Below are 22464 nucleotides of genomic sequence, written 5' to 3' on the forward strand. Positions count from 1 at the left end.
GGGACGCAGCGTCCTACTTTTCGGCGCTTCGCCAATCCCCTTCCACGATCCCCAGGAACTCGGCCAGCCTGCGCAGCCCCGGCGGGTGCGCGGGGCCGGACATCAGGTCCGTGACAGTGGCGACGGCCAGGGTGTGGTGCCGTATCCAGGCCGGGGCCGTGCGGTGCAGCTTCTCCAACGTGCGGACCGCTTCGGGTACGTTGCCGAGATCCGTGTGGGCGCGGGCCAGGTCCAGGAGCAGCCAGGTCCGCCAGGACGGCGGGATGTCGGCGCTCAGCCGCATACCCCGGGCGAGGCGGACGGCCTCCTGCGGGTGGGCGTGCTGGACCGCCAGGCGTACGCGTTCGATGCGCACGGAGGACCGGCTGAAGACACTGACCAGTTTGCCGTTGGGCGCCGGGGGCATGGTGGCCAGGCGGCCCGCTGCCTGCTCGGCCGTGCGCATCATGTCGTCGGCAGTGCCGTAGTCGCCGGATCGGGCGGAACTGGTGGCGGCGGACATCAGCAGGCCGCCCCAGACGCGTACGCCCTCGGCGCGGTGCACGTGGTCCCGCTCGACGCCGTCGGCCGCGTGAACGGCCAGGTTCATCGCGTCGTCCAGCCGGTTCTGACGCTGGTACGCCCAGGCCATGGAGTTGCAGATCATCGCGGGGAGCAGGGGATCCCGCGACGCCTCGGCGGCAGTGATCGCCCGCTCCAGGGCGAAGATCGCGAGGTCGGTCTTGCCCAGGCGGATCGACAGGTGCCCGCCGAGCTGTAACGTCTTCGCCAAAGCGGCCTGGCCTGCGGCTCTTTGGCGATCGTCCCTCACGGACGCGGCCAGCCGGCTGTCCGCGATGACCCCCGGCAGCACCTCCATGAGACGCCCGAACTCCGCGTCGTGGTACAGCGTCCACGCCTCCTCGATCGCGGCCCGCAGCAGCGGCAACGTCAAGGTCTCGACCCCGTCCGGTTCGGGGGGCACCGCGAACAGCGGGGGCGCGATCGCCCGTCTGACGGCCACCAGTTGAGGCGGCTCGGCCTGCCCCGTGGAGGCGACACCGGGCGGATCGCCCAGCAGCGCCGTGACCTCCACGCCGAGCCCCTTGGCCAGAGCGTGCAGAGTCGGCAGCCTGGCCGAGTGCTTCCGCCGCTGCTCCAGCTTCCGCACCACATCCACCGACACCCCGGCCCGCCCCGCCAGCCCCTCCTGCGTAAGCCCGGCCATCCGCCGCAGCCTTCCCACACGATCACCCAGGTGTTCGCTTCCCATCCTCCGACGCTACGCCTCCACGGGGAGGGCGTGACTGTTGTTCACCTGTGGCCGCATACCGATCCGCCCAGGCAGTCGAGCGGTTCGATTCGCGCGCTTCGCACCAAGTCGAGGAGGTCATGACATGACTGACCATTCCGCCGGCCCCGCAGTCACGGACCGGAGAGTCCTGACGGGAAGCGCCTACAACACAGACCGCGATCTGGCCGCCCGCCAGTCGCTCTACGCATGGCAGGCGCCCCGCTACGACCTGCCCGGCATCGTCGCCGATCGAGTTCACCACGTCCGCGGAACCGTCGTCGATGTCGGCTGCGGGAACGGCACGTTCATCAGGCGGCTGCGCGAAGTGCGGCCCGACCTGCGCTTGCTGGGGTTCGACATCTCCGCCGGGATCCTCGGTCCCGTCCCTCGCCCCGTGGCAGTGGCCGATGCGGTGCGGTTGCCGCTGCGTGCGAACAGTGTCGGTGGTGTTTTGGCTCTGCACATGCTCTACCACGTGCACGACATCCAGGCCGCGATCCGCGAATTGGCGCGGGTGATGACGGACGACGGCACAGTGATCGTGTCGACCAACAGCGCGCGCGACAAGGCGGAACTGGACGAGCTGTGGCGTCAGGCGGCCGGCCGGTCTCTCGGGGTGGAACGGGGACCGGCCCGTCTCTCGCTGAGCTCGCGCTTTCCGGTGGAGCGGGCCCACGAGTTGCTCGGCGCCGTGTTCAGCCGTATCGAGCTGCTGGAGCTACCGGGGATCATCACCGTTCACAAGCCCGATCCCGTCATCGCGCACATGGAGTCGTACCGTGCGTGGGCCGACCAACGCGAAGTCCCGTTCCAGGAAACCATCGGTCACACGCGCGCCATTCTGAGCGCGCATCTCGACAGGCATGGGAGTTTCGACATCACGTCTCTCGGCGGCCTGTTGATCTGCAGGCCGTGAAACCTCCGCGCCCGCTGGTAGCCCTGAATTCCTCGTACCGAACGGCGTAGTGCCACGCCGCATCACGAATCTGGCAGGCCCGCAGCACCTCCGTGGGCTCCGTGACGAGCTCCATGCCCACGGTGCGCTCGCCGTCGAAGTGGAAACGAGCCACTGTTCGCGAGTCGAACAGCCAGAAGTCGGAGAGGTTCACTCCGTACCGTTCGGCGTCGTCACGCCAGAGACACCGGATGCCCTCGCCCGCTGCGACGTTGGTGCGACCGCAGGCCAGCAGGTAGCGCTGTCCCGTCGTCGGCGGGTTGTCGACGAGCCGTACCCGTTCGAATCGCTTTCCGGACGCCACCATGCGCCGCACGTTGTCGAACCACCGATGTCCGACCTCGCCCGCTGTGTCGCCGGTCCGCAGGAACTCCTGGTACGACGGCATCGCCTGGTCCGAGGCGTAGCCGGTGCGCGTCTCCAGTCGCCAAGCCGTGTGCTCGAAGCCGTCGTTGATGAACTCGGCGATCCGCTCCTGCGGTACGAACTCCGGCACTCGAGCAGCCCCCTTGGGAACGAAGCAACCGGATCGCGCTCGCCGCGACCCGGTGGGCCGCCAACCGGCCGCGCCCGACGCCTACTTAAAGAACGGGAGAGAGAAACCAATACCCACCCAACCACCCGTGTCACTCCATCAGGTGACGCGGTGGCTCGTGGGAGGGACCGCGCGGTACGGTCGCGGCGACAACCTGAAAACGACGACGGCCCCCGCCGGGACGGCAATCCCGGGCGAGGGCCTGATCATCGAGGAAGCGAAGACCTTCCCCATGACTGAGACGCAGTCTAGCGCGCAGGCGCGCGCCGGAGTGGTTCACCTCCGGCACCGGCACACTTCTCATTTCACGATCGTGGGCAACCACTTGGCCCAGCATCCCGACTTGTCGCTGGTGGCGATCGGCATCGGGGTCCATGTGCAGTCGCTGCCGGACGGGGCGCACGTCGGCATCAAGGACCTCACGCGGCGCTTCCGGGAGGGCGAGGTCACCATCGCGCGCGCCCTGCGCGAGCTGGAGCGGGCCGGGTACTTGGAGCGCAGGCGGGTGCGTACCGAGGGCGGGCAGGTGGTCAGCGTCACGCGCTGGTACGAGCGTCCGGGCGCCCTCAACTCCGCGCGGGTGGCGGCGGCGAGGGTTGTCGCGCCCGTTGCCCCCGTCGTGCGCGCCGCCGCACCGGCACCGGAGCCCGCACCCGCGCCCACACCCACGCCCGTCGACCTCGAAAAAAGGTGGCTGCGGGCGGAGGAAAAGCCTCAAACGCCGCATATCCCTCCCCCGCGTGCACCGAAATCTCCACACGCTGACGCCGAAGAGCCCACCAGCACCCCCGCCGCCCCCGATCAGCCCGCCGCCGACCTCCTCGCCGCCCTCCGCCGCCACGACCCCCGCCTTCTCCTCTCCGAGAAGGACGTCGTACGGCTCGCCCCGGCGGTCCGCGCCTGGCTGGACCGTGGGGTCGGGCCCGTCCAGGTCACCCGCACGCTCACGGCGGACCTGCCCGTCGGCCACATCGCCTGGCCCGCGAGACTCCTCCAGTACCGGCTGACGCACTGGCTGCCACCGGCTCTGCCCACCGGGCCAGCCGGACTGCTGGGGCCGCCAACGCCCTCGGCAGCCGGGGCGGAGCCCGCCAGGCCCGCCGCACCCCGCCCCCTGCGGACCTGCGACGGATGCGAGCGCGCGTTCCGTCCGGCAGGCTCCAGTACCGGAAACCTGTGCAGGGACTGCCGGGAAGCGCAAGGCATCCGGGACGATGGCGCGCAATCCACCCCCCTCCCCCACGGTCAGATGACGGCGTAGAGCACCACGCACAGCACCAGCCCCACCACCGACGGCACGATCACCTCATAGGCCCAGCGGACGGAGCTCTCCCCCTGGGCACCCTCCCGCTCGGCGCAGCGCTCCGCGAGCTCGCGGAGGTCGTCGATGGCCTGGTCGGAGGGCGAGCGCGGCGTGGTGTCCGTGGTGGGGACGGTGACGCGGTCGGCGAGGCCCTCGGCGGCGGAGCGCTGTTGGCGGCGGGCGGCGCGCTTGCGCTGGCGGAGGGAGACGGGGATGGCCCAGAGCTGGTACTTGGCGCCGTCGGTGAGCACTTCGCTGGAGTAGCCCGCGCGGACGGTGGCGACACGGGACCACGGGAGGGTGATCGTCCGGAAGGGATTGCGGATCAGGAGGCGGTCCTCCGAGGCCGACACCGCCGGGCGGATGGTGAACGCGACGACCAGGGGCACCAGGAACAGCAGTCCCGCCAGGGCCAGCCAGGGCGTCCGCCCCCCGCCGCGCACGATCGCGTCGCCGCCCAGCCAGGCCGCCAGCGCCAGCAGCAGCACGCCACTGGCGATGCCGGCGGACGAGCGGTATCTGCGATCGGCGAATTCCGGAGCTTCTGGAGACCTCGTCATGTGCCGATTCTGCCGGACCCCGGGCCGCCCGGACGTTGCAGTACGGCAACGTCGTACCGCCCGTACCAGCAGGAACACATCGGCCGGGAGAACGCCGAACACCGGAGCGGGCCGCTGGTGACGACGGCCCGCCCCGGTGGCGGTGATGCAGGGGAGGTGCAGGGGTGTTACTTCACGTGGTTCACCACGACGCAGCCCTTGGGCAGCTTCGGGAACAGGGCCGTGCCGTAGCCGCCGGCGGAGTCGCCGCCCTCCGTCTTGAACACGAGCTTGGGCCGGGCGCTGTCAGCGTTGGTGATCTTGGCGTAGATACCGGCGCTCTTGGGGAGCGAGGGGTGCTTGCGGTCCAGGTGGCCGAAGACCGGGGCGCGGGTGCCCATGTCCAGGAACCACACCTCCGGGCCGCGGGGGGTGTTGTACATCTCCGCGAGGGCGCCCGCGCCGATGTCCGTCTCCTTCTTCACGACGCACTGGCCCGCCGGGCGGACCGGGCCCTGACCGCTGCTGCCCTTGTCCTTGAGCGCCGTGACCTTGCCGGTGCGCGCGTTCAGCTTGACCAGGTACGCGCCGCCCTTGCCCACCAGCTTCTGGGGGTGCTTGGCGTCCAGGACGGCCACGAGGTTGTCGTTCCAGACGACGAACGCCTTGTGCTCGTAACGCCACGCCTGGTAGACGACGGCGCGGTTGCCGTGGCCGCCCGGGAGCTTGGTGTTGCCGACATGGGTGCCGCCGCGCGCCTGGTGGAAGCCCTTGTCCAGGCCGAGCCCGAGGTCCTTCTCACGCAGCGAGCCGACCTTGCCCGTGAGGACGTCGATCTCGATGAAGACGTGACCGTGGGACAGGTAGGGCCGCTTGGCGTCCAGGGTCCCGAGCTTCGCGCCCTTCGAGGTGAAGATGTCCGCCCGGTACTGCTTGGCGCCCTTGTAGATCTTGGCGACGCTGCCGTCCAGCAGCTTCTGGGTCTTCACCGGCTTCTGGGCCTTCACCGAGGACTCGGCCGCGGCGGCAGGGGTGTGGGGGGCCGCGAACGCGGTGGAGACCGGTGCGAGCACCGCTCCCGCCACGACGGCGGAGGCGAGGGCGATGCGCAGGGGGTTACGACGACGTGACATGCGTGGCTCCTGGTGACGAGCGCTGGAAAGGTAGACGATCCGCATGCCGCTTTCCTCATGGTGTGGGGCCGGTGAGTCGGGCGGGGCTGCTGAGAAAGAATCTATGGATCTTGTGTCATCGCCTGATCATTCGAATGTCACGGGACGTCGACAGCGATCGGAGGGCACCTCTCCACCGAAAGAGAGGGCGCCCTCCGCCGTCGAACCGGCCCCCCCTACACCCCCGGAGGGGGTGACACGCGCTACGCGCGTAGATATGCTCATCCGGTGACCATGCATCCTTCCATGGAAGTCCCTTCCCCCGGCAACGAAGCCGCGGAGCGACTGGCGTCGATGGCCGGCGTGACCGCCTCCGACGGCACGTTGCGCCGTTTCCTGCACGGGCTCCCGGGAGTAGACCCGGTCGGGCTCGAAGCCCGCGCCGCGGCGCTCGGCACCCGTTCGATCAAGACCACGGCGAAGGCGTACGCCATCGACCTGGCCATCTCCATGATCGACCTGACGACCCTGGAGGGCGCGGACACCCCGGGCAAGGTCCGGGCGCTGTGCGCCAAGGCCCTCAACCCGGACCCGACGGACCGCGAAACCCCCCGCACCGCCGCGATCTGCGTCTATCCCGACATGGTGGCCACCGCCGCCGAGGCCCTGAAGGGCTCGGACGTCAAGGTCGCCTCGGTCGCCACCGCGTTCCCGGCCGGCCGCGCCGCGCTGCCGGTGAAGCTGGCCGACACGGCCGACGCCGTGGCCGCGGGCGCCGACGAGATCGACATGGTGATCGACCGGGGCGCCTTCCTCGCCGGCCGGTATATGTCCGTCTTCGAGGAGATCAAGGCCGTCAAGGAGGCCTGCCGCCGCCCCGACGGCACCGCCGCCCGGCTGAAGGTGATCTTCGAGACCGGCGAGCTGTCGACGTACGACAACATCCGCCGCGCCTCCTGGCTCGGCATGCTGGCCGGCGCCGACTTCATCAAGACCTCGACCGGCAAGGTCGCGGTGAACGCCACCCCCGCGAACACCCTGCTGATGCTGGAGGCCGTACGCGACTTCCGCGCCACGACGGGCGTCCAGGTCGGCGTGAAGCCGGCCGGCGGCATCCGCACCACCAAGGACGCGATCAAGTTCCTGGTGCTGGTGAACGAGACCGTGGGCGACGAGTGGCTGAGCAACCAGTGGTTCCGCTTCGGCGCCTCCAGCCTCCTCAACGACCTGCTGATGCAGCGCCAGAAGCTGAGCACCGGTCGTTACTCCGGCCCCGACTACGTGACGGTGGACTGACCGCTATGACCTTCACCTACACCCCGGCCCCCGAGTCCCGCGCTGTCGTCGACATCGCCTCCTCCTACGGGCTGTTCATCGACGGCGAGTTCCGCGAGGCGTCGGACGGCAAGGTCTTCAAGACCGTCTCCCCGTCCACCGAGGAAGTCCTCTCCGAGGTCGCGCAGGCCAACGAGGCCGACGTGGACGCGGCCGTCAAGGCCGCCCGCAAGGCGTTCGAGAAGTGGTCGGCGCTGCCCGGCTCCGAGCGCGCCAAGTACCTCTTCCGCATCGCCCGCATCATCCAGGAGCGCTCCCGCGAGCTCGCCGTCCTGGAGACGCTGGACAACGGCAAGCCGATCAAGGAGACCCGCGACGCGGACCTCCCGCTCGTCGCCGCGCACTTCTTCTACTACGCGGGCTGGGCCGACAAGCTGGAGCACGCGGGCTTCGGCGCGAACCCGCGTCCGCTCGGCGTCGCCGGCCAGGTCATCCCGTGGAACTTCCCGCTGCTGATGCTCGCGTGGAAGATCGCCCCGGCGCTCGCCGCGGGCAACACGGTCGTCCTGAAGCCGGCCGAGACCACCCCGCTGTCGGCCCTGTTCTTCGCGGACATCTGCCGCCGGGCCGGGCTGCCCAAGGGCGTCGTCAACATCCTGACCGGTGACGGGTCCACGGGCGCCGCGCTCGTCGCGCACGAGGGCATCGACAAGGTCGCCTTCACCGGCTCCACGGCGGTCGGCAAGGCCATCGCCCGGACCGTCGCCGGTACGGACAAGAAGCTCACCCTGGAGCTGGGCGGCAAGGGCGCCAACATCGTCTTCGACGACGCCCCGATCGACCAGACCGTCGAGGGCATCGTCAACGGCATCTTCTTCAACCAGGGGCAGGTCTGCTGCGCCGGTTCGCGCCTGCTGGTGCAGGAGTCGGTCCAGGACGAGCTGCTGGACGCGCTGAAGCGCCGGATGTCGACCCTCCGCGTCGGCGACCCGCTGGACAAGAACACCGACGTCGGCGCGATCAACTCCGCCGAGCAGCTGGCCCGTATCACCGCCCTCGCCGACAGCGGCGTGACGGAGGGCGCCGAGCGCTGGGCCCCGGCCTGCGAGCTGCCGTCGAACGGCTACTGGTTCGCCCCCACGCTGTTCACCAACGTCACCCAGGCCCACCGGATCGCCCGCGAGGAGATCTTCGGCCCGGTGCTGTCCGTGCTGACCTTCCGCACCCCCGCGGAGGCCGTCGCCAAGGCGAACAACTCGGAGTACGGCCTGTCGGCCGGCATCTGGACGGAGAAGGGTTCGCGCATGCTCGCCGTCGCGAGCAAGCTCCGCGCCGGTGTCGTCTGGGCCAACACGTTCAACAAGTTCGACCCGACCTCGCCGTTCGGCGGTTACAAGGAGTCGGGCTTCGGCCGCGAGGGCGGCCGTCATGGTCTGGAGGCGTACCTCGATGTCTGATCGCTTGAGCGTTCTCAAGACCTACAAGCTGTTCGTCGGGGGCAAGTTCCCCCGGTCCGAGAGCGGGCGGGTGTACGAGGTGACCGACTCCAAGGGCAACTGGCTCGCCAACGCGCCCCTGTCGTCCCGCAAGGACGGGCGTGACGCCGTCGTGGCGGCGCGCAAGGCGTTCTCCGGCTGGTCCGGCGCGACCGCGTACAACCGCGGCCAGATCCTCTACCGCGTCGCCGAGATGCTGGAGGGCCGCCGCGACCAGTTCGTCGCCGAGGTCGCCGACGCGGAGGGGCTGACCAAGGCCAAGGCCGCCGCGCAGGTGGACGCGGCGATCGACCGCTGGGTCTGGTACGCGGGCTGGACCGACAAGATCGCCCAGATCGCGGGCGGTACGAACCCGGTGGCCGGGCCGTTCTTCAATGTCTCGTCCCCCGAGCCGACGGGCGTCGTGGCCGTCGTGGCGCCGCAGGAGTCCTCGTTCCTCGGCCTGGTGTCCGTGATTGCCCCGGTGATCGCCGCCGGTAACACGGTCGTCGTGATCGCGTCCGAGAAGGCGCCGCTGCCGGCGCTCTCCCTCGGCGAGGTGCTGGCCACGTCCGACGTGCCGGGCGGCGTCGTCAACGTCCTCTCCGGCCGGGCGGCCGAGATCGCGCCGTCGCTGGCCGCGCACCAGGACGTCAACGCGATCGACCTGGCCGGTGCGGACGCGGAGCTCGCGACCGCGCTGGAGGTCGCCGCGGCGGACAATCTCAAGCGCGTTCTCCGTCCACAGGCTGTGGACTGGGCCGCGACGCCGGGCACCGGGCGCCTGATGGCGTTCCTGGAGACGAAGACGGTCTGGCACCCGACGGGGTCGCTGGGCGTCGGCGGTTCGTCCTACTAGCCGCACCGGGGCCGGACGACGCCAGGAGGGCGGGACCGATCGGTCCCGCCCTCCTGATGCTTCCCCGGCGTCTCAGCGCGGCAGCAGCGCGAGCCCCGGCAGGTCCTGCACCTTCCCGCCGTCCGACATCGTCCCCGTGATCGCCCGCGTGCTCACCGGCTTGAAGTCCCCGACCTGGGTGCCCACCGCGTTGTTGAGCGGGTCGACGCCGGTCCTGGCGAACGGGTTGACGGGCAGCGTCCGCAGCACCGGGGCGAGCGGGGCCACCGCGTGCTGGAGGCCGATCTTCGCGCCTTCGGCCGCGGCCGCCAGGTCGATCTGACCGAGCTGTGCCTGGGCCGACGAGCCCAGTGGGCGGGCGCTCGCCTCGGTCGCGCCCGCGACCGCGATCGCGGCGCCCGCGGTGAGGGTCAGTCCCACCCGCACCAGGGAGTGCGGGGGACGAGCGGAGGGACGGAGCGCGTGACGTGCGTGCGGGGCCATGACCACCTGCCGAGCCGTGAGCCGGAACCATTCAGCCACGCAGCGTAGTTGAGTTGTCACGTTCAGCGCATGCGCCTACCCAGGGGGGTCCCCCGTCCGGGCCAATGCGTCACACTGGTGTTCCGTGACTGCCCTCCCGTCCTCGGCGCCGTGCGCCCGCGTGATCCTGCTGACCGGCCCGTCCGGTTCCGGCAAGTCGTCCCTCGCCGCCCTCACGGGGCTGCCCGTACTGAATCTCGACGACTTCTACAAGGAGGGCACGGACCCGACGCTCCCTCAGCTGCCGGACGGCGCGGGCGCCGACTGGGACTCGCCGCTGTCGTGGGACGCGGACGCGGCCGTGGCCGCCATCGAGGCACTGTGCCGGACGACGCGCACCGCCGTGCCGCTCTACTCCATCGCCACCAGCGCGCGGACGGGCGAGAGCGTGCTGGACATCGGCCGCACGCCGCTCTTCGTGGCGGAGGGCATCTTCGCCGCCGACATCATCGACCGGTGCCGTGAGCTGGGCGTCCTGGCCGACGCGCTGTGTCTGCGCGGCCGCCCTTCGACGACCTTCAGGCGGCGGCTGGCGCGCGACCTGCGCGAGGGCCGCAAGCCGGTCCTGTACCTGCTGCGGCGCGGACTGCGGCTGATGCGCGACGAGCGGGGGATCGTGTCCCGGCAGGCCGCGCTCGGCGCGTTCCCCTGTGGCAAGGACACCGCGATGGGCCGCATCGCCGCCGCGGCGGCGGGCCGTTGCGGGACGGTCGCGGCGACCCCGGCCCCGGGCAGGACCCCGGACCGGGCCCCGGCCCGCAACGCCGGCGTCTGAGACCGGGAGACCCGAAGAACCCGGACACGCGGAAGTGGGCGGGCAGACCCCCCGGCCGCCCGCCCACTCCCTGTCCCCCCCTCTATCCCCCCTCTTGTTCCCCCCGTGGTCCCCCGTGGTCCCCCGTGTCCCCCCGAGCCGTCCTAGGCCACCAGCTCGCCGAACGACTCCTCGACGCCACGGCCGGAGCCGATGGCCTCGTCCTCGCGCAGCCGGCGCAGCGAGCGCCAGATGCTGCTCTTGACCGTTCCGACGCTGATGCCCAGGATCTCCGCGATCTCCGGGTCCGTGCGGCCCTCGTAGTAGCGCAGGACCAGCATCGTGCGCTGGAGCTCGGGCAACCGGGCGAGCGCCTGCCAGAGGACCGCGCGCAGCTCGGTGCCGCGCATCGCGTCCTGGTCGCCCGCCGTCTCCGGCAGCTCCTCGGTCGGGTACTCGTTGAGCTTGCGCCGACGCCAGGCGCTGATGTGCAGGTTGGTCATGGTGCGGCGCAGATAGCCGCCGACCGCCGCCTTGTCGGTGATGCGGTCCCAGGCGCGGAAGGTGGAGAACAGCGCGCTCTGGAGCAGGTCCTCGGCCTCGTGGCGGTCGCCGGTGAGGTGGTAGGCGGTGGCGTAGAGGGAGGCCCGGCGTTCCTGGACGTAGGCGGTGAACTCCGCCTCCGCCCGGGAGGCCGACGTACGGTCCTCCCGCCGCTCCTCCGTCTGCCGCCGGGCGCCGGAGTCGCCGTACACGGTGGCGTCGATGGCCGTGAGGTACACACCCGGCGTCCGGCGTCCGGTGCCGCGGGCACACCCCCGTACCCCCGCGGCACCGGACTTCTCCAGGCTCCGCCCGGTGTCGTGCAGACGCGTGCGAACTGCGCTGTTGGTGGTGCTGTGCAGTGTGTTCATGTCGCGCCCCCCGTCGGTGGAGCCAGCTTGGTCCGGTGTGGTTCCGGACTGCTTCTCGCCCGGTGACCAATAGCTTGGTGGGCCAGTTTCATGGCGTTGTCCGCCGACTGTCACAGCCGTGCAACAGCGGGCGGGGCCTCCGGAACGGGCCCGGGGGCGGGGGCGGCGGCCGGGCGGCGGCGGGCCGCGGGAGCGGAAGTCGAACTACCGCCCTGACGTAGGCCAGAATGACCACTGTGCCTTTCCTGTTGCTGATCGAGGACGACGAAGCCATCCGTACGGCCCTTGAGTTCTCCCTGTCCCGCCAGGGTCACCGCGTGGTGACCGCGGCGACGGGCGAGGACGGCCTGAAGATGCTGCGCGAGCAGCGGCCGGACCTGATCGTGCTGGACGTGATGCTGCCGGGGATCGACGGCTTCGAGGTGTGCCGCCGCATCCGCCGCACCGATCAGCTGCCGATCATCCTGCTCACCGCCCGCAACGACGACATCGACGTGGTGGTCGGCCTGGAGTCGGGCGCGGACGACTATGTGGTCAAGCCGGTGCAGGGCCGGGTGCTGGACGCCCGGATCCGCGCGGTGCTGCGCCGCGGCGAGCGGGAGTCGAACGACTCGGCGACGTTCGGGTCGCTGGTGATCGACCGCTCGGCGATGACGGTCACCAAGAACGGGGAGGACCTCCAGCTGACCCCGACCGAGCTGCGGCTGCTGCTGGAGCTGAGCCGCCGCCCGGGTCAGGCGCTGTCCCGCCAGCAGCTGCTGCGGCTGGTCTGGGAGCACGACTACCTGGGCGACTCACGGCTGGTGGACGCGTGCGTGCAGCGGCTGCGGGCCAAGGTCGAGGACGTGCCGTCCTCCCCCACCCTGATCCGTACCGTCCGCGGGGTCGGCTACCGCCTTGACTCGCCGCAGTGATCCGGCGGGGCCCGGCGGCTCGGGAACCCGGCACCCCAGGGACATGGACAGAGAGAGCGCAGTGACGGAAGAGCCCGGTCGGGCCGGAGGCCGGCCCGCGGCCGGGAACCTCATGAAGGTCAGCATGCGGTGGATCAGCCTGCGGCTGCGGCTGATGCTCGTCTTCGCCCTGGTGGCGCTGGCGGCGGCCGTGTCCGCGTCGGCGATCGCCTACTGGCTGAACCGCGACGCGGTCCTCACGCGGACCCAGAACGCGGCGCTGGACGACTTCCGCAAGTCGCTCCAGGACAACACGGGCTCGCTCCCGCTGTCGCCGACCTGCCCCGAACTCCAGGACGCCGCCGACCGGATGGCGGGGACCTCGCAGAAGTACGCGGTCCTGCTGATCGGGAAGGTCAAGGGCGGCGGCAACTGCGCGGCGCCCTCCGACCGTGACCTGTTCACGCTGGACACGGTGCCGAAGACGCTGGTCACCGCGGTGAACCGGGAGCGCAGGGTCGACGAGTCGAACCCGTACCCGTACCACCTGTACTGGCAGCGGATCACCCTGGACGGCAAGCCGTACCTGGTGGGCGGCGCCAAGGTGATCGGCGGCGGCCCCACGGGCTATCTGCTGAAGTCGCTGGAGAACGAGCGCGCGGACCTCAACTCGCTGGCCTGGTCGCTGGGGATCGCCACCGGTCTGGCCCTGATCGGCTCGGCCCTGCTGGCGCAGGCGGCGGCCTCGACGGTGCTGCGGCCCGTGCAGCGGCTCGGCGAGGCGGCGAGCCGGCTGGGCGAGGGCAAGCTGGACACCCGGCTCCAGGTCTCGGGCACGGACGAGCTGGCGGAGCTGTCGCGGACGTTCAACCGGGCCGCGGCGTCGCTGGAGCAGCGGGTGGAGGAGCTGAGCACGCGGGAGGCGGCGAGCCGGCGGTTCGTCGCCGACATGTCGCATGAACTGCGCACCCCGCTGACCGCGATCACGGCGGTGACGGAGGTGCTGGAGGACGAGGCGGACTCCCTCGACCCGATGATCGCGCCCGCGGTGCAGCTCGTGGTGAGCGAGACCCGGCGGCTGAACGACCTGGTGGAGAATCTGATGGAGGTCACCCGCTTCGACGCGGGCACGGCCCGGCTCGTCCTGGACGACGTGGACGTCGCCGATCAGGTCACCGCCTGCATCGATGCCCGCGCCTGGCTGGACGCCGTCGAGCTGGACGCCGAGCGCGGCATCATGGCGCGGCTCGACCCGCGCCGTCTGGACGTCATCCTGGCGAACCTGATCGGCAACGCGCTCAAGCACGGCGGTTCGCCGGTGCGGGTGCGGGTGCGGCCGGTCGACGACGAGCTGATCATCGAGGTCCGTGACCACGGCCCGGGCATCCCCGAGGACGTGCTGCCGCACGTCTTCGACCGCTTCTACAAGGCCAGCGCCTCGCGCCCGCGCTCCGAGGGCAGCGGTCTGGGCCTGTCGATCGCACTGGAGAACGCCCACATCCACGGCGGGGAGATCACGGCCGCCAACTCGCCCGAGGGCGGGGCGGTCTTCACGCTGACCCTGCCGCGAGACGTGTCCGCGCCGGGCGCCGGGGACGGTGAGACCGACGGGGATGATGTGACGGACGGGCCGGAGGAGAGCGGCACGGACGGCAAGAGCAGCAGGTTCGGCAAGGCGAGCAGGGCAGGCAAGTCCGCCAAGCCCGCCAAGAGTGACGGCAAGGGCAGGAAGCGGGACGGCAAGGGCGACCAGGACGGCAAGGACGGCCGCGGCACGGCTCAAGGGGGCGCGAAGTGAGGCGCACCGCGCGGAAGGCCGCGCTCACCGCCGTACTGTGCGCTCTGGCAGCCGGCTGCGGGATCCGGGGCACCGCCGTCCCCGTCGACGCGGGCAGCGCGCCCTCGCGGGCCTCGTGCCTGTCGCGCCCGGGCACGGCGGCCACGCCCCCGGCGGGCGGCAACGCCGTGACCGTCCAACTGGTCTGCGCCTCCCAGCTGATCCCGGTGGTCCGGCAGCGTCCGGCCTCCGGCCCCGAGCGGGCGGTGGACGCGGCCCGCGCGCTCCTCGACGAGCTGCGCCGTCAGCCCTCGTCGGCCGAGGAGTCCGCGGGGTTCTCCACCGAGGTGCCCCAGCGGCTGACCATCGCGGGACCGCGCAGGGACGACCCGGCCGGGACCCTCCGGCTGAGCACCCCGCCGGACGAGCTCCCCCAACTCGGCCTGGCCCAGCTCGTCTGCACCCTCGCGGGCACCGCGGCGGCCGACGGCCGGCGCGCGGTGCTGCTCGGCGGACCCGGCGGGGAGCCGCCCCGGAGCTATCCGTGCACGGACGACACCCGGGCCCACCCCGAGAACCTCCGCGGCAGCTGACGCTCCCCCTCCCGAGCCCGCGCCGGGGCCGCACGTCCACGGTCGGAACCGCGCGCCCCGCGCACCGCGTCCTGTGGGGCGTGCAGCGTCATGGTTCCGGCGGTACGCCCGCCCTCCGACACCGCTACCGCGTCGCGGGCTGCGTGCTCCTCGCCGCCCACCTGGTCGTGGTGGGCTGGCTGGCCATGCGCCCCCTGACCGCCCCCTGGGTCTCCGCCGCGCACCTGGAGCCGTTCGCCACGCTCCGCGCCGACCTGGCGCTCGGCCCCTGGGACGCGACGCGGGCGATCGGCGCGGGGGTGCTCCCCTTCGCGCCGCTGGGGGTGCTGCTGCCGTGGGCGGGGGGACGGCTGGACGCGTCGCCCCTGGGGTCCCTGGCCCGGACGGTCTTCACCAGCGCCATGCTCTCCCTGGTCCTCCAGGTGGTCCGCGGCGGTGTGGTCGGCCAGGTCCTTGATCTGGACGCGCTGCTGCTCAACGTCTCGGGGGTGACCGTCACGCACCTGGCCGTGGTCCCCGCGGCGCGGGCCCGGCTGCGCCGCCGGGCCGGGCGGACGGCCCCGGTCCGCCCTTCCTCGGCCCGCCGTGACGAGGTCTCCCCTCAGGGTCAGACCCCGACGATCCCCAGGGTCGGAGTCGCCCCCTGGAGTGACGCCCTGCCGGGCGCCCGGTCCTAGCGTGGAGTCATCGGGAATCGCTCCCGGCCCCGGGCCCTCCGCCCGGAGCGCCCTCTGACGCGAGGAGTCGCCGCCATGTCCGCTGCCCTGGTCCGTCCCCGTGACCACAGGATGATCGCCGGAGTCTGCGCCGGGCTGGCGCGGCGGTTCGGCACGTCGCGCACCACGATGCGCGTGATCTTCCTGGTGTCGTGCCTGCTGCCCGGCCCCCAGTTCCTGCTCTACCTGGCGCTGTGGCTGCTGCTGCCCTCCGAGGGCGGCCGTCGTCCGGCCGAGTCCTGGTGAACCCGGTCCTGGTGATCCGCGTCCTGATGAGCCGAGTCCTGGTGATCCTGATCCGCGCCGGGACGACGGCGGCCGCGCACCCCTGACGCGGGGTGCGCGGCCGGTGCCGTGACGAGGGGTGCGGGCTCAGCGCCCGGCCAGGTTGGGGGTCGAGAGGCCCTTCGGCAGGGCGCCGGCCGGGACGAGGCCGAGGAGGCCGCCGTTGCCCTTGTTGTCCGCCGGGGTGGCCTGCGCGGTCGCGGCGGCCTTCGTGGCCGGGGACTTGGGGGCCGGGGTGGGGAACAGCGCCTTGTCGACGGCCGCGGTCGTGGCCTTCATGGCGGTCGAGCCCAGCGCGCGGTTGGCGGCACTGATCAGCGGTCCGCCCGGGAGCAGCGGGGCGGCCTCCTCGATGGGAAGGCTGTGGCTGGTGCCGGCGGCCAGGTTGGTGACCCTCTCCAGCGGGCCGGCGGGAGCCGCGGCCGACGCGGTGCCCGCCGTGGAGACGGCGATGGCAGCGCCGAGGACGGCGGCACCGATGGTCTTGATGGTTCCCTGCTTCATCTGAAATCTGTCCTCGTGACGGTGGAGGGTAATTTCCGGGAGGCTTTGCAACCTGTCACGAGAACGACGGGCCCGCAATGAATGACACGGCCGGGGCATTTGAATTCCCGGCCGTGCCAGTCGTATTCAGGGACGATTGACCGTCAGTCGTACCGCCCGGGGGATGCGCAGGTCAGACCGGGGTCGGACCGGCCGCGTCGGTCCTAGCGGAACAGCCACTCGGACTTCAGCTCGGCATAGCCCGGCTTGATGACGTCGTTGATCATGGCAAGTCGTTCGTCAAATGGAATGAAGGCGGACTTCATCGCGTTGACGGTGAACCACTGCATGTCGTCGAGTGTGTAGCCGAAAGCCTTGACCAGGTGCTCGAATTCGCGGCTCATGCTCGTTCCGCTCATCAGACGATTGTCGGTGTTCACCGTCGCCCGGAAATGCAGTTTGCGGAGCAGGCCGATCGGGTGCTCCTCGTAGGAGGTGGCCGCGGCGGTCTGGAGGTTCGAGGTGGGGCACATCTCCAGGGGGATGCGCTTGTCCCGGACGTACGAGGCGAGGCGGCCGAGCTTGACACTGCCGTCCTCGGCGACCTCGATGTCGTCGATGATGCGCACGCCGTGGCCGAGCCGGTCGGCGCCGCACCACTGGAGCGCCTGCCAGATGGAGGGGAGGCCGAACGCCTCACCGGCGTGGATGGTGAAGTGGTTGTTCTCGCGCTTGAGGTACTCGAAGGCGTCGAGGTGGCGGGTGGGAGGGAAGCCGGCCTCGGCGCCCGCGATGTCGAAGCCGACGACGCCGGAGTCGCGGTAGCGGTTGGCGAGTTCGGCGATCTCCAGGGCGCGGGCGGCGTGCCGCATGGCGGTCAGCAGGGCGCCGACGCGGATGCGGTGACCGGCCTCCTTGGCCCGTCGCTCGCCCTCGCGGAAGCCCTCGTTGACGGCCTCGACGACCTCTTCGAGGGAGAGTCCGGCCTCCAGGTGCTGCTCGGGGGCGTAGCGGATCTCGGCGTAGACGACGCCGTCGGCGGCGAGGTCCTCGGCGCACTCGGCGGCGACCCGGACCAGGGCCTCGCGGGTCTGCATGACGGCGCAGGTGTGGGCGAAGGTCTCCAGGTAGCGCTCCAGCGACCCGGAGTCGGCGGCCTCGCGGAACCAGACGCCCAGCTTGTCGGGGTCGGTCTCGGGGAGGCGGTCGTATCCGGCCTCCCGGGCCAGGTCGACGACCGTACCGGGGCGCAGGCCGCCGTCCAGGTGGTCGTGGAGCAGCACCTTGGGGGCGCGCCGGATCTGTTCGGGGGTCGGGAGGGTGGTGGTCTCGCTCGTCATTTCGGCACTCTAGCCCCTACGCGCGTAGATGCACCCGAACGATACGGAACGGTGACCCGTCGGCGGGGTGGACACCACGCGTCGTTCTGCCATCGTTGTCTGCCATGGTTCAGCAAGCGCTGCCGCAACCGGATCCCTTGGGGTCAAAGGGGTCAGACGAACTGCGTGGATCAGTGAGGCCTGTGAGGCTCAAGGGGCCACGGCGCCGGAAACCCTCCGTGCCCGAGCTCGGCAAGCCGTTCGGCGCGGGCCGCCCCGGGGAGCCCGTCAACGGGGTGGCGCTCCTGCTGCCCGGCGGCCCGGCCGCCGGACACCGCCGCCCGCCGCCCCGCACCCCGGCCGTCCAGGGGCGGCTGGCCCGCCGGCTGACGCGCGCGGGGGGCGCCGACGGGCTGGCCACCCATGTGGTGCGCTACCGCCACCGGGGCTGGAACGGCACGGCGGCCCACCCGGTGGACGACGCGCTGTGGGCGGCGGACGAGGTGGTGCGGCGCTACGGCGATGTGCCGGTCTGCCTGGTCGGTACGGACATGGGCGGCCGGGCCGCCCTGCGGGCCGCGGGCCATCCGGCCGTGACCTGCGTGGTGGCGATCGCCCCATGGCTCCCCGACCCCGAGTCCGTCCTCGACCCCGACCCGGTGCGGCAGCTGGCCGGCCGCCGGGTCCTGCTGGTGCACGGCACCAATGACGAGCACACCGACCCCGACCTCTCCTACCGGCTGGCCGAACGGGCCAAGAAGATCAACCGGGATGTGTGCCGGTTCGAAGTCCACTCCGACGGGCACGGGTTGCGCCAGCACCGGACGGAAGTCCTCGCGCTGACCGCCGACTTCGTCCGCGGCTCGCTCTTCGGGCACCCCTGCGCCCGGCCGCTGGCCGATGCCCTCGCCGCGCCTCCCCCGCTGGGCCTGCGGATGCCGCTGGCCTGCGGTTTCGGCGAGACGCTGGGCCACTGAGCGGGTGCCGGGGCCGTCAGCGGTGCAGCAGCAACTGGCCCCGGCGGGAGAGCAGGAAGCGCTTGAACGCCGCCACGGGCGGGGTGTCGGGGTGGCCGTCCAGCCAGGCCACGCCGATCTCGCGGACCGCGCGCGGCGCCGTGACGGTCAGCTCCACGACGCCCGGGCGCGGCACCGCGGGCGGCGGGAGCAGGGCCACGCCGAGGCCGGCGGCCACCAGGCCGCGCAGCGTCTCGGGGTCCTCACCCTCGAAGGCGATCTTCGGGCTGAACCCGGCCTCGGCGCACAGGGCGTCGGTGATCCGGCGGAGTCCGTAGCCCGGTTCGAGGGTGACGAACAGCTCGGTCGCGGCCTCGGCGAGGCGGATCCGCTTCCGGACGGCGAGCGGGTGGTCGTCGGGGACGACCAGCCGCAGCTTCTGCTCGTCGAGGCGGCGGGCGACGAGGTCGGGCGCGTCCGGCACCGGTGAGGTGAGGCAGAGGTCGAGGTCGCCGTCGCGGAGCCGCTCGATCATGGCCTCGCCGTAGTTCTGGACGAGTTGGAAGCGGACGCGGGGGTGGTCGGCCCGGAAGGCACGGATGAGTTCGGGTACGGTCTCGGAGCCCATGGTGTGCAGGAAGCCGAACGCCACCTTGCCGGCGGCGGGGTCGGCGTCCGCCCGTACGGACTCGGCGGCGCGGTCCACCTCGCCGAGCGCCCGCTCGACCGTGGCGAGGAACGTGCGGCCCGCGGCGGTGAGCGAGACCGTGCGGCCGTGCCGGGCGAACAGGGCGACGCCGAGGTCGTGTTCGAGCCGGGCCATGGAGCGGCTGAGCGTGGACTGCGGCATCCCCAGCCGCTGGGCGGCGCGGGTGACGTGCTCGTACCGGGCGACGGCGACGAACTGGGCGAGGCGCGGAGTGAGCGTCACCGCCCAGGAGTCGGCCTCGACGTCCGCGCTCGGAGCGGGCCCCGCGGCTGTCGCCTGGGTGACGGGCGTCAAGGACGCGCCAGTAACGGCGATGTCTTTTCTGTTGCGTGCCGGTGACAGAGGCGGCCCTGACCTGCGTTCATGCATCACGGGATGGATTATGGCAAGTCTGTGCATTGGACGCATCAAATGCAGCGTGCATACGGTTTGTGCATGCCTCCTGCCGATACCGGGGCATCCGCCGTCATCGTGCGCGCGGGTGCCTCTCCCTCGTCGTCTCCCGTCTCCCTCTCCTCCTCCTCCGACGACTCCCGGATCGCGCCCGGTGACCCCGGCTACCGCCGGATGAGCTTCGCCCTCTTCGCGGCGGGCGTCGCCACCTTCGCGCTCCTCTACTCCACCCAGGCCCTGCTTCCCGCGATCTCCGACGGCCTCGGGGTGACGGCGGACCAGGCCAGTTGGACGGTCTCCGGCGCGACCGGCGGTCTCGCCCTCGCCGTCGTCCCGCTCAGCGCCCTCTCCGAACGGTTCGGACGGCGGGCCATGATGACCGCCGCCCTGTGTGTCGCGGCGCTGCTGGGTCTGCTGGTGCCCTTCGCCCCGGACCTCGGCTGGCTGACCGGGCTGCGCGTGGCCCAGGGTGTCGCACTGGCGGGCGTGCCGGCCTCGGCCATGGCCTATCTGGCGGAGGAGGTCCGTCCGAAGGCCCTGGTGGGCGCGGTCGGGCTGTTCGTGGCGGGCAACGCGATCGGCGGTATGACCGGGCGCATCCTCGCCGGCTGGGTGGCCCAGGCATGGGACTGGCGCGCGGGGCTGGCCTCCGTCGGCGTCCTCGCGGTCGTGTGCGCGGTGGTGTTCCGGCTGCTGATCCCCAAGGCCCGGCACTTCTCCCCCGGTTCGGTCGCCCCGCGCGACCTCGCCCGTACGGTCGGCCGCCATCTGTCCGACCCGCTGCTCGTCCGGCTGTACCTGATCGGTGCGCTGTTCATGACCGTCTTCGGCGCGGTCTACACCGTCATCGGCTACCGCCTCGCCGCCGCCCCCTTCTCCCTGCCCCAGGGGCTCGTCGGCTCCGTCTTCCTCGTCTACCTCGTCGGCACCCTCTCCTCCGCCGCCGCGGGCAGGCTCGTCGGCCGCCTCGGCCGGCGCGGCGCCCTCTACCTGGCGATGAGCACCACGACGCTCGGCCTGCTCCTCACCCTCGCCTCGTCGCTGACCGCCGTCCTCCTCGGTCTCGTCCTCATCACCGCCGGCTTCTTCGCCGGCCACGCCGTCGCCTCGTCCTCCGTCAGCCGCGCGGCCACGACGGGCCGGGCGCAGGCGTCCGCGCTGTACCAGACCGCGTACTACCTCGGCAGTTCGGTGGGCGGCACGGTGGGGGCGCTCGCGTTCCGGGCGGGGGGCTGGGACGGGGTGATCGTCCTCGGGCTCGTGGCCATGGTGGGGGCGGCGTCGATCACGCTGTACGCGACGCGCAAGGCGCTCGTGGAGCGCCGGGTGTCCGTGCGGGCTTGAGCCCGCTGGGGCGGGGGCGAGCCCCCGCACCCCCAGAGCCGCCTGCGGCGCGCGTCCTCAATCGCCGGACGGGCTGACTTCAGCCCGTCCGGCGATTGAGGACAAGCGGCGAAGCCGCTTTCACGGGGTCCGGGGCAGAGCCCCGGGAAACGGTGAAAGGGCGGGACCGGGGCACCCCCACCCCCGCAAGACTCAGGCGATGCGATCCAGCACGATCGGATTCGGCGTGAAGTCCGTCCCGGCCGGGGAGATCTCGACGCCCCCGTCGAGAGCCGCGAGGGCGTAGTCGAACTTCTCCGGGGTGTCGGTGTGCAGCGTGAGCAGCGGCTGACCAGCCGTCACCGTGTCACCGGGCTTGGCGTGCATCTCGATGCCGGCCCCGGCCTGCACGGGGTCCTCCTTGCGGGCGCGCCCGGCGCCGAGGCGCCAGGCCGAGACGCCGACGGCGTAGGCGTCGAGCGCCGTCAGGACGCCGGACGAGGCAGCGGTGACGACGTGCTGCTCGCGGGCGACCGGGAGGGTCGCGTCCGGGTCGCCGCCCTGGGCGAGGATCATGCGGCGCCAGTGGTCCATGGCGGAGCCGTCGGCCAGCGCCTTGGCCGGGTCCGCGTCGGGCAGGCCGGCGGCGGCGAGCATCTCGCGGGCGAGGGCGAGGGTGAGCTCGACGACGTCCGCGGGGCCGCCGCCGGCCAGGACCTCGACGGACTCGCGGACTTCGAGGGCGTTGCCGGCGGTGAGACCGAGCGGGGTGGACATGTCGGTGAGGAGGGCGACGGTCCTGACGCCGTGGTCGGTGCCGAGGCCGACCATCGTGGAGGCCAGCTCGCGGGCGTCCTCGATGTTCTTCATAAAGGCGCCGGAGCCGACCTTGACGTCGAGGACGAGCGAGCCGGTGCCCTCGGCGATCTTCTTGGACATGATCGAGGAGGCGATCAGCGGGATGGCCTCGACGGTGCCGGTGACGTCGCGCAGCGCGTAGAGCTTCTTGTCGGCGGGGGCCAGGCCGTCACCGGCGGCGCAGATGACGGAGCCGACGTTCCGCAGGACGTCCATCATCTCGTCGTTGGAGAGCAGCGCCCGCCAGCCGGGGATGGACTCCAGCTTGTCGAGGGTGCCACCGGTGTGGCCGAGGCCGCGGCCGGACAGCTGCGGGACGGCCGCGCCGCAGGCGGCGACCAGCGGGGCGAGCGGCAGCGTGATCTTGTCGCCGACGCCGCCGGTGGAGTGCTTGTCCGCGGTGGGAACGGGCAGGGAGGAGAAGTCCATGCGCTCACCGCTCGCGATCATCGCGGCCGTCCAGCGGGCGATCTCCGCACGGTCCATGCCGTTGAGCAGGATCGCCATGGCGAGCGAGGACATCTGCTCGTCGGCGACGGCGCCCCGGGTGTAGGCGTCGATGATCCAGTCGATCTGCTCGTCGGTCAGGCGGCCGCGGTCGCGCTTGGTGCGGATGACGGAGATGGCGTCCAAGAGACTTGCC

The 22464-nt window shown here is 71.9% G+C and carries 23 protein-coding genes; 13 read left to right on the forward strand and 10 right to left on the reverse strand.

From position 1 onward, the window contains the following. Positions 1–13: 13 nt before the first annotated feature. Complete coding sequence (locus tag HN013_RS06920; RefSeq protein ID WP_171164097.1) at positions 14–1252, reverse strand: helix-turn-helix domain-containing protein; 1239 nt, start codon at positions 1250–1252, stop codon at positions 14–16. Positions 1253–1376: 124 nt separating this feature from the next. Here HN013_RS06920 and HN013_RS06925 point away from each other — a divergent pair, with 124 nt between their 5' ends. Further along, positions 1377–2189: a class I SAM-dependent methyltransferase gene (locus HN013_RS06925; protein ID WP_171164099.1), complete on the forward strand. Its 813-nt coding sequence runs from the start codon at positions 1377–1379 to the stop codon at positions 2187–2189. Here HN013_RS06925 and HN013_RS06930 read toward each other — a convergent pair. Continuing rightward, positions 2152–2724, reverse strand: coding sequence for a DUF6879 family protein (locus tag HN013_RS06930; protein ID WP_171164101.1), 573 nt, complete (start codon positions 2722–2724; stop codon positions 2152–2154). The two genes, HN013_RS06925 and HN013_RS06930, sit on opposite strands and share 38 nt — an antisense overlap. 352 nt (positions 2725–3076) lie before the next feature. Here HN013_RS06930 and HN013_RS06935 point away from each other — a divergent pair, with 352 nt between their 5' ends. Continuing rightward, the gene (locus tag HN013_RS06935) at positions 3077–4024 is read left to right on the forward strand and encodes a hypothetical protein (protein WP_212764043.1); all 948 of its coding nucleotides are present in this window, start codon (positions 3077–3079) and stop codon (positions 4022–4024) included. Here HN013_RS06935 and HN013_RS06940 read toward each other — a convergent pair. Further along, on the reverse strand, positions 4009–4626 hold the full coding sequence (locus HN013_RS06940; RefSeq protein ID WP_171164103.1) for a PH domain-containing protein: 618 nt from the start codon (positions 4624–4626) through the stop codon (positions 4009–4011). The two genes, HN013_RS06935 and HN013_RS06940, sit on opposite strands and share 16 nt — an antisense overlap. 167 nt (positions 4627–4793) lie before the next feature. Next, the gene (locus HN013_RS06945; RefSeq protein WP_171164105.1) at positions 4794–5738 is read right to left on the reverse strand and encodes a hypothetical protein; all 945 of its coding nucleotides are present in this window, start codon (positions 5736–5738) and stop codon (positions 4794–4796) included. A 285-nt stretch (positions 5739–6023) separates the two neighbouring features. Between HN013_RS06945 and deoC the strand changes: the two genes are divergently transcribed. From deoC to HN013_RS06960, 3 genes are read left to right on the forward strand one after another with little or no spacing between them, the layout of a single operon-like run. Continuing rightward, a complete protein-coding gene (deoC, locus tag HN013_RS06950) occupies positions 6024–7013 on the forward strand; it encodes a deoxyribose-phosphate aldolase (protein WP_312018535.1) in 990 nt (329 codons plus the stop codon). 5 nt (positions 7014–7018) lie between these two features. After that, on the forward strand, positions 7019–8449 hold the full coding sequence (locus HN013_RS06955) for an aldehyde dehydrogenase family protein (RefSeq protein WP_171164107.1): 1431 nt from the start codon (positions 7019–7021) through the stop codon (positions 8447–8449). Continuing rightward, entirely contained in the window at positions 8442–9326 is an 885-nt protein-coding gene (locus HN013_RS06960; protein WP_171164109.1) for an aldehyde dehydrogenase family protein, read from the forward strand. Before HN013_RS06955 ends, HN013_RS06960 begins: the two co-directional genes overlap by 8 nt. Positions 9327–9398: 72 nt before the next feature. On the opposite strand, the gene HN013_RS06965 is transcribed toward HN013_RS06960, so the two are convergent. After that, entirely contained in the window at positions 9399–9848 is a 450-nt protein-coding gene (locus tag HN013_RS06965; RefSeq protein ID WP_312018525.1) for a hypothetical protein, read from the reverse strand. 85 nt (positions 9849–9933) lie between these two features. On the opposite strand from HN013_RS06965, the gene HN013_RS06970 reads away from it, so the two are divergent. Continuing rightward, positions 9934–10623 (forward strand): ATP-binding protein, encoded by a 690-nt coding sequence (locus HN013_RS06970; protein ID WP_312018526.1) that lies wholly within the window; start codon positions 9934–9936, stop codon positions 10621–10623. A gap of 143 nt (positions 10624–10766) precedes the next feature. Here the strand turns inward: HN013_RS06970 and HN013_RS06975 are convergent, their stop codons facing one another. Beyond that, positions 10767–11516 (reverse strand): SigE family RNA polymerase sigma factor, encoded by a 750-nt coding sequence (locus HN013_RS06975; RefSeq protein ID WP_171164111.1) that lies wholly within the window; start codon positions 11514–11516, stop codon positions 10767–10769. 236 nt (positions 11517–11752) lie between these two features. Here HN013_RS06975 and afsQ1 point away from each other — a divergent pair, with 236 nt between their 5' ends. From afsQ1 to HN013_RS07000, 5 genes are all read left to right on the forward strand, one after another. Next, complete coding sequence (gene afsQ1, locus HN013_RS06980; protein ID WP_171164367.1) at positions 11753–12430, forward strand: two-component system response regulator AfsQ1; 678 nt, start codon at positions 11753–11755, stop codon at positions 12428–12430. 124 nt (positions 12431–12554) lie between these two features. After that, positions 12555–14207, forward strand: a complete 1653-nt coding sequence (locus HN013_RS06985; RefSeq protein WP_171164113.1) for a HAMP domain-containing sensor histidine kinase — start codon at positions 12555–12557, stop codon at positions 14205–14207. Further along, the gene (locus HN013_RS06990) at positions 14204–14779 is read left to right on the forward strand and encodes a hypothetical protein (protein ID WP_171164115.1); all 576 of its coding nucleotides are present in this window, start codon (positions 14204–14206) and stop codon (positions 14777–14779) included. The genes HN013_RS06985 and HN013_RS06990 overlap by 4 nt, the downstream gene beginning before the upstream one ends. Positions 14780–14859: 80 nt before the next feature. After that, positions 14860–15456: a VanZ family protein gene (locus tag HN013_RS06995; protein WP_171164117.1), complete on the forward strand. Its 597-nt coding sequence runs from the start codon at positions 14860–14862 to the stop codon at positions 15454–15456. Between the two features lie 75 nt (positions 15457–15531). Then, positions 15532–15741, forward strand: coding sequence for a PspC domain-containing protein (locus HN013_RS07000; protein ID WP_171164119.1), 210 nt, complete (start codon positions 15532–15534; stop codon positions 15739–15741). Positions 15742–15867: 126 nt separating this feature from the next. Here HN013_RS07000 and HN013_RS07005 read toward each other — a convergent pair whose 3' ends face one another. Then, positions 15868–16284 carry a hypothetical protein gene (locus HN013_RS07005; RefSeq protein WP_171163836.1) on the reverse strand — a complete coding sequence of 139 codons (417 nt, stop codon included), beginning with the start codon at positions 16282–16284 and terminating at the stop codon, positions 15868–15870. A gap of 203 nt (positions 16285–16487) precedes the next feature. Next, complete coding sequence (locus HN013_RS07010) at positions 16488–17603, reverse strand: adenosine deaminase (protein WP_171164121.1); 1116 nt, start codon at positions 17601–17603, stop codon at positions 16488–16490. A 275-nt stretch (positions 17604–17878) separates the two neighbouring features. Here HN013_RS07010 and HN013_RS07015 point away from each other — a divergent pair, with 275 nt between their 5' ends. Beyond that, positions 17879–18559, forward strand: coding sequence for a S9 family peptidase (locus HN013_RS07015; RefSeq protein WP_171164369.1), 681 nt, complete (start codon positions 17879–17881; stop codon positions 18557–18559). A gap of 16 nt (positions 18560–18575) precedes the next feature. Here HN013_RS07015 and HN013_RS07020 read toward each other — a convergent pair whose 3' ends face one another. After that, on the reverse strand, positions 18576–19541 hold the full coding sequence (locus tag HN013_RS07020) for a LysR substrate-binding domain-containing protein (RefSeq protein WP_398978699.1): 966 nt from the start codon (positions 19539–19541) through the stop codon (positions 18576–18578). A 141-nt stretch (positions 19542–19682) separates the two neighbouring features. Between HN013_RS07020 and HN013_RS07025 the strand changes: the two genes are divergently transcribed. Beyond that, the gene (locus tag HN013_RS07025; protein WP_171164125.1) at positions 19683–20984 is read left to right on the forward strand and encodes an MFS transporter; all 1302 of its coding nucleotides are present in this window, start codon (positions 19683–19685) and stop codon (positions 20982–20984) included. Between the two features lie 192 nt (positions 20985–21176). Here HN013_RS07025 and HN013_RS07030 read toward each other — a convergent pair whose 3' ends face one another. Continuing rightward, a complete protein-coding gene (locus tag HN013_RS07030) occupies positions 21177–22454 on the reverse strand; it encodes a thymidine phosphorylase (protein WP_171164127.1) in 1278 nt (425 codons plus the stop codon). Positions 22455–22464: the final 10 nt, after the last annotated feature.

Source organism: Streptomyces sp. I05A-00742, assembly GCF_013055795.1.
Classification (GTDB): Bacteria; Actinomycetota; Actinomycetes; order Streptomycetales; family Streptomycetaceae; genus Streptomyces.

Bases quoted from the DNA above. Each gene is read 5' to 3' on its own strand.
- HN013_RS06920 (WP_171164097.1), bottom strand. From the start codon at position 1,252: ATGGGAAGCGAACACCTGGGTGATCGTGTGGGAAGGCTGCGGCGGATG.
- HN013_RS06960 (WP_171164109.1), top strand. From the start codon at position 8,442: ATGTCTGATCGCTTGAGCGTTCTCAAGACCTACAAGCTGTTCGTCGGG.
- deoC (WP_312018535.1), top strand. From the start codon at position 6,024: ATGGAAGTCCCTTCCCCCGGCAACGAAGCCGCGGAGCGACTGGCGTCG.
- HN013_RS07010 (WP_171164121.1), bottom strand. From the start codon at position 17,603: ATGACGAGCGAGACCACCACCCTCCCGACCCCCGAACAGATCCGGCGC.
- HN013_RS06975 (WP_171164111.1), bottom strand. From the start codon at position 11,516: ATGAACACACTGCACAGCACCACCAACAGCGCAGTTCGCACGCGTCTG.
- HN013_RS07000 (WP_171164119.1), top strand. From the start codon at position 15,532: ATGTCCGCTGCCCTGGTCCGTCCCCGTGACCACAGGATGATCGCCGGA.
- HN013_RS06925 (WP_171164099.1), top strand. From the start codon at position 1,377: ATGACTGACCATTCCGCCGGCCCCGCAGTCACGGACCGGAGAGTCCTG.
- HN013_RS06940 (WP_171164103.1), bottom strand. From the start codon at position 4,626: ATGACGAGGTCTCCAGAAGCTCCGGAATTCGCCGATCGCAGATACCGC.
- HN013_RS06955 (WP_171164107.1), top strand. From the start codon at position 7,019: ATGACCTTCACCTACACCCCGGCCCCCGAGTCCCGCGCTGTCGTCGAC.
- HN013_RS07025 (WP_171164125.1), top strand. From the start codon at position 19,683: ATGCCTCCTGCCGATACCGGGGCATCCGCCGTCATCGTGCGCGCGGGT.
- HN013_RS07005 (WP_171163836.1), bottom strand. From the start codon at position 16,284: ATGAAGCAGGGAACCATCAAGACCATCGGTGCCGCCGTCCTCGGCGCT.
- HN013_RS06985 (WP_171164113.1), top strand. From the start codon at position 12,555: ATGCGGTGGATCAGCCTGCGGCTGCGGCTGATGCTCGTCTTCGCCCTG.
- HN013_RS06945 (WP_171164105.1), bottom strand. From the start codon at position 5,738: ATGTCACGTCGTCGTAACCCCCTGCGCATCGCCCTCGCCTCCGCCGTC.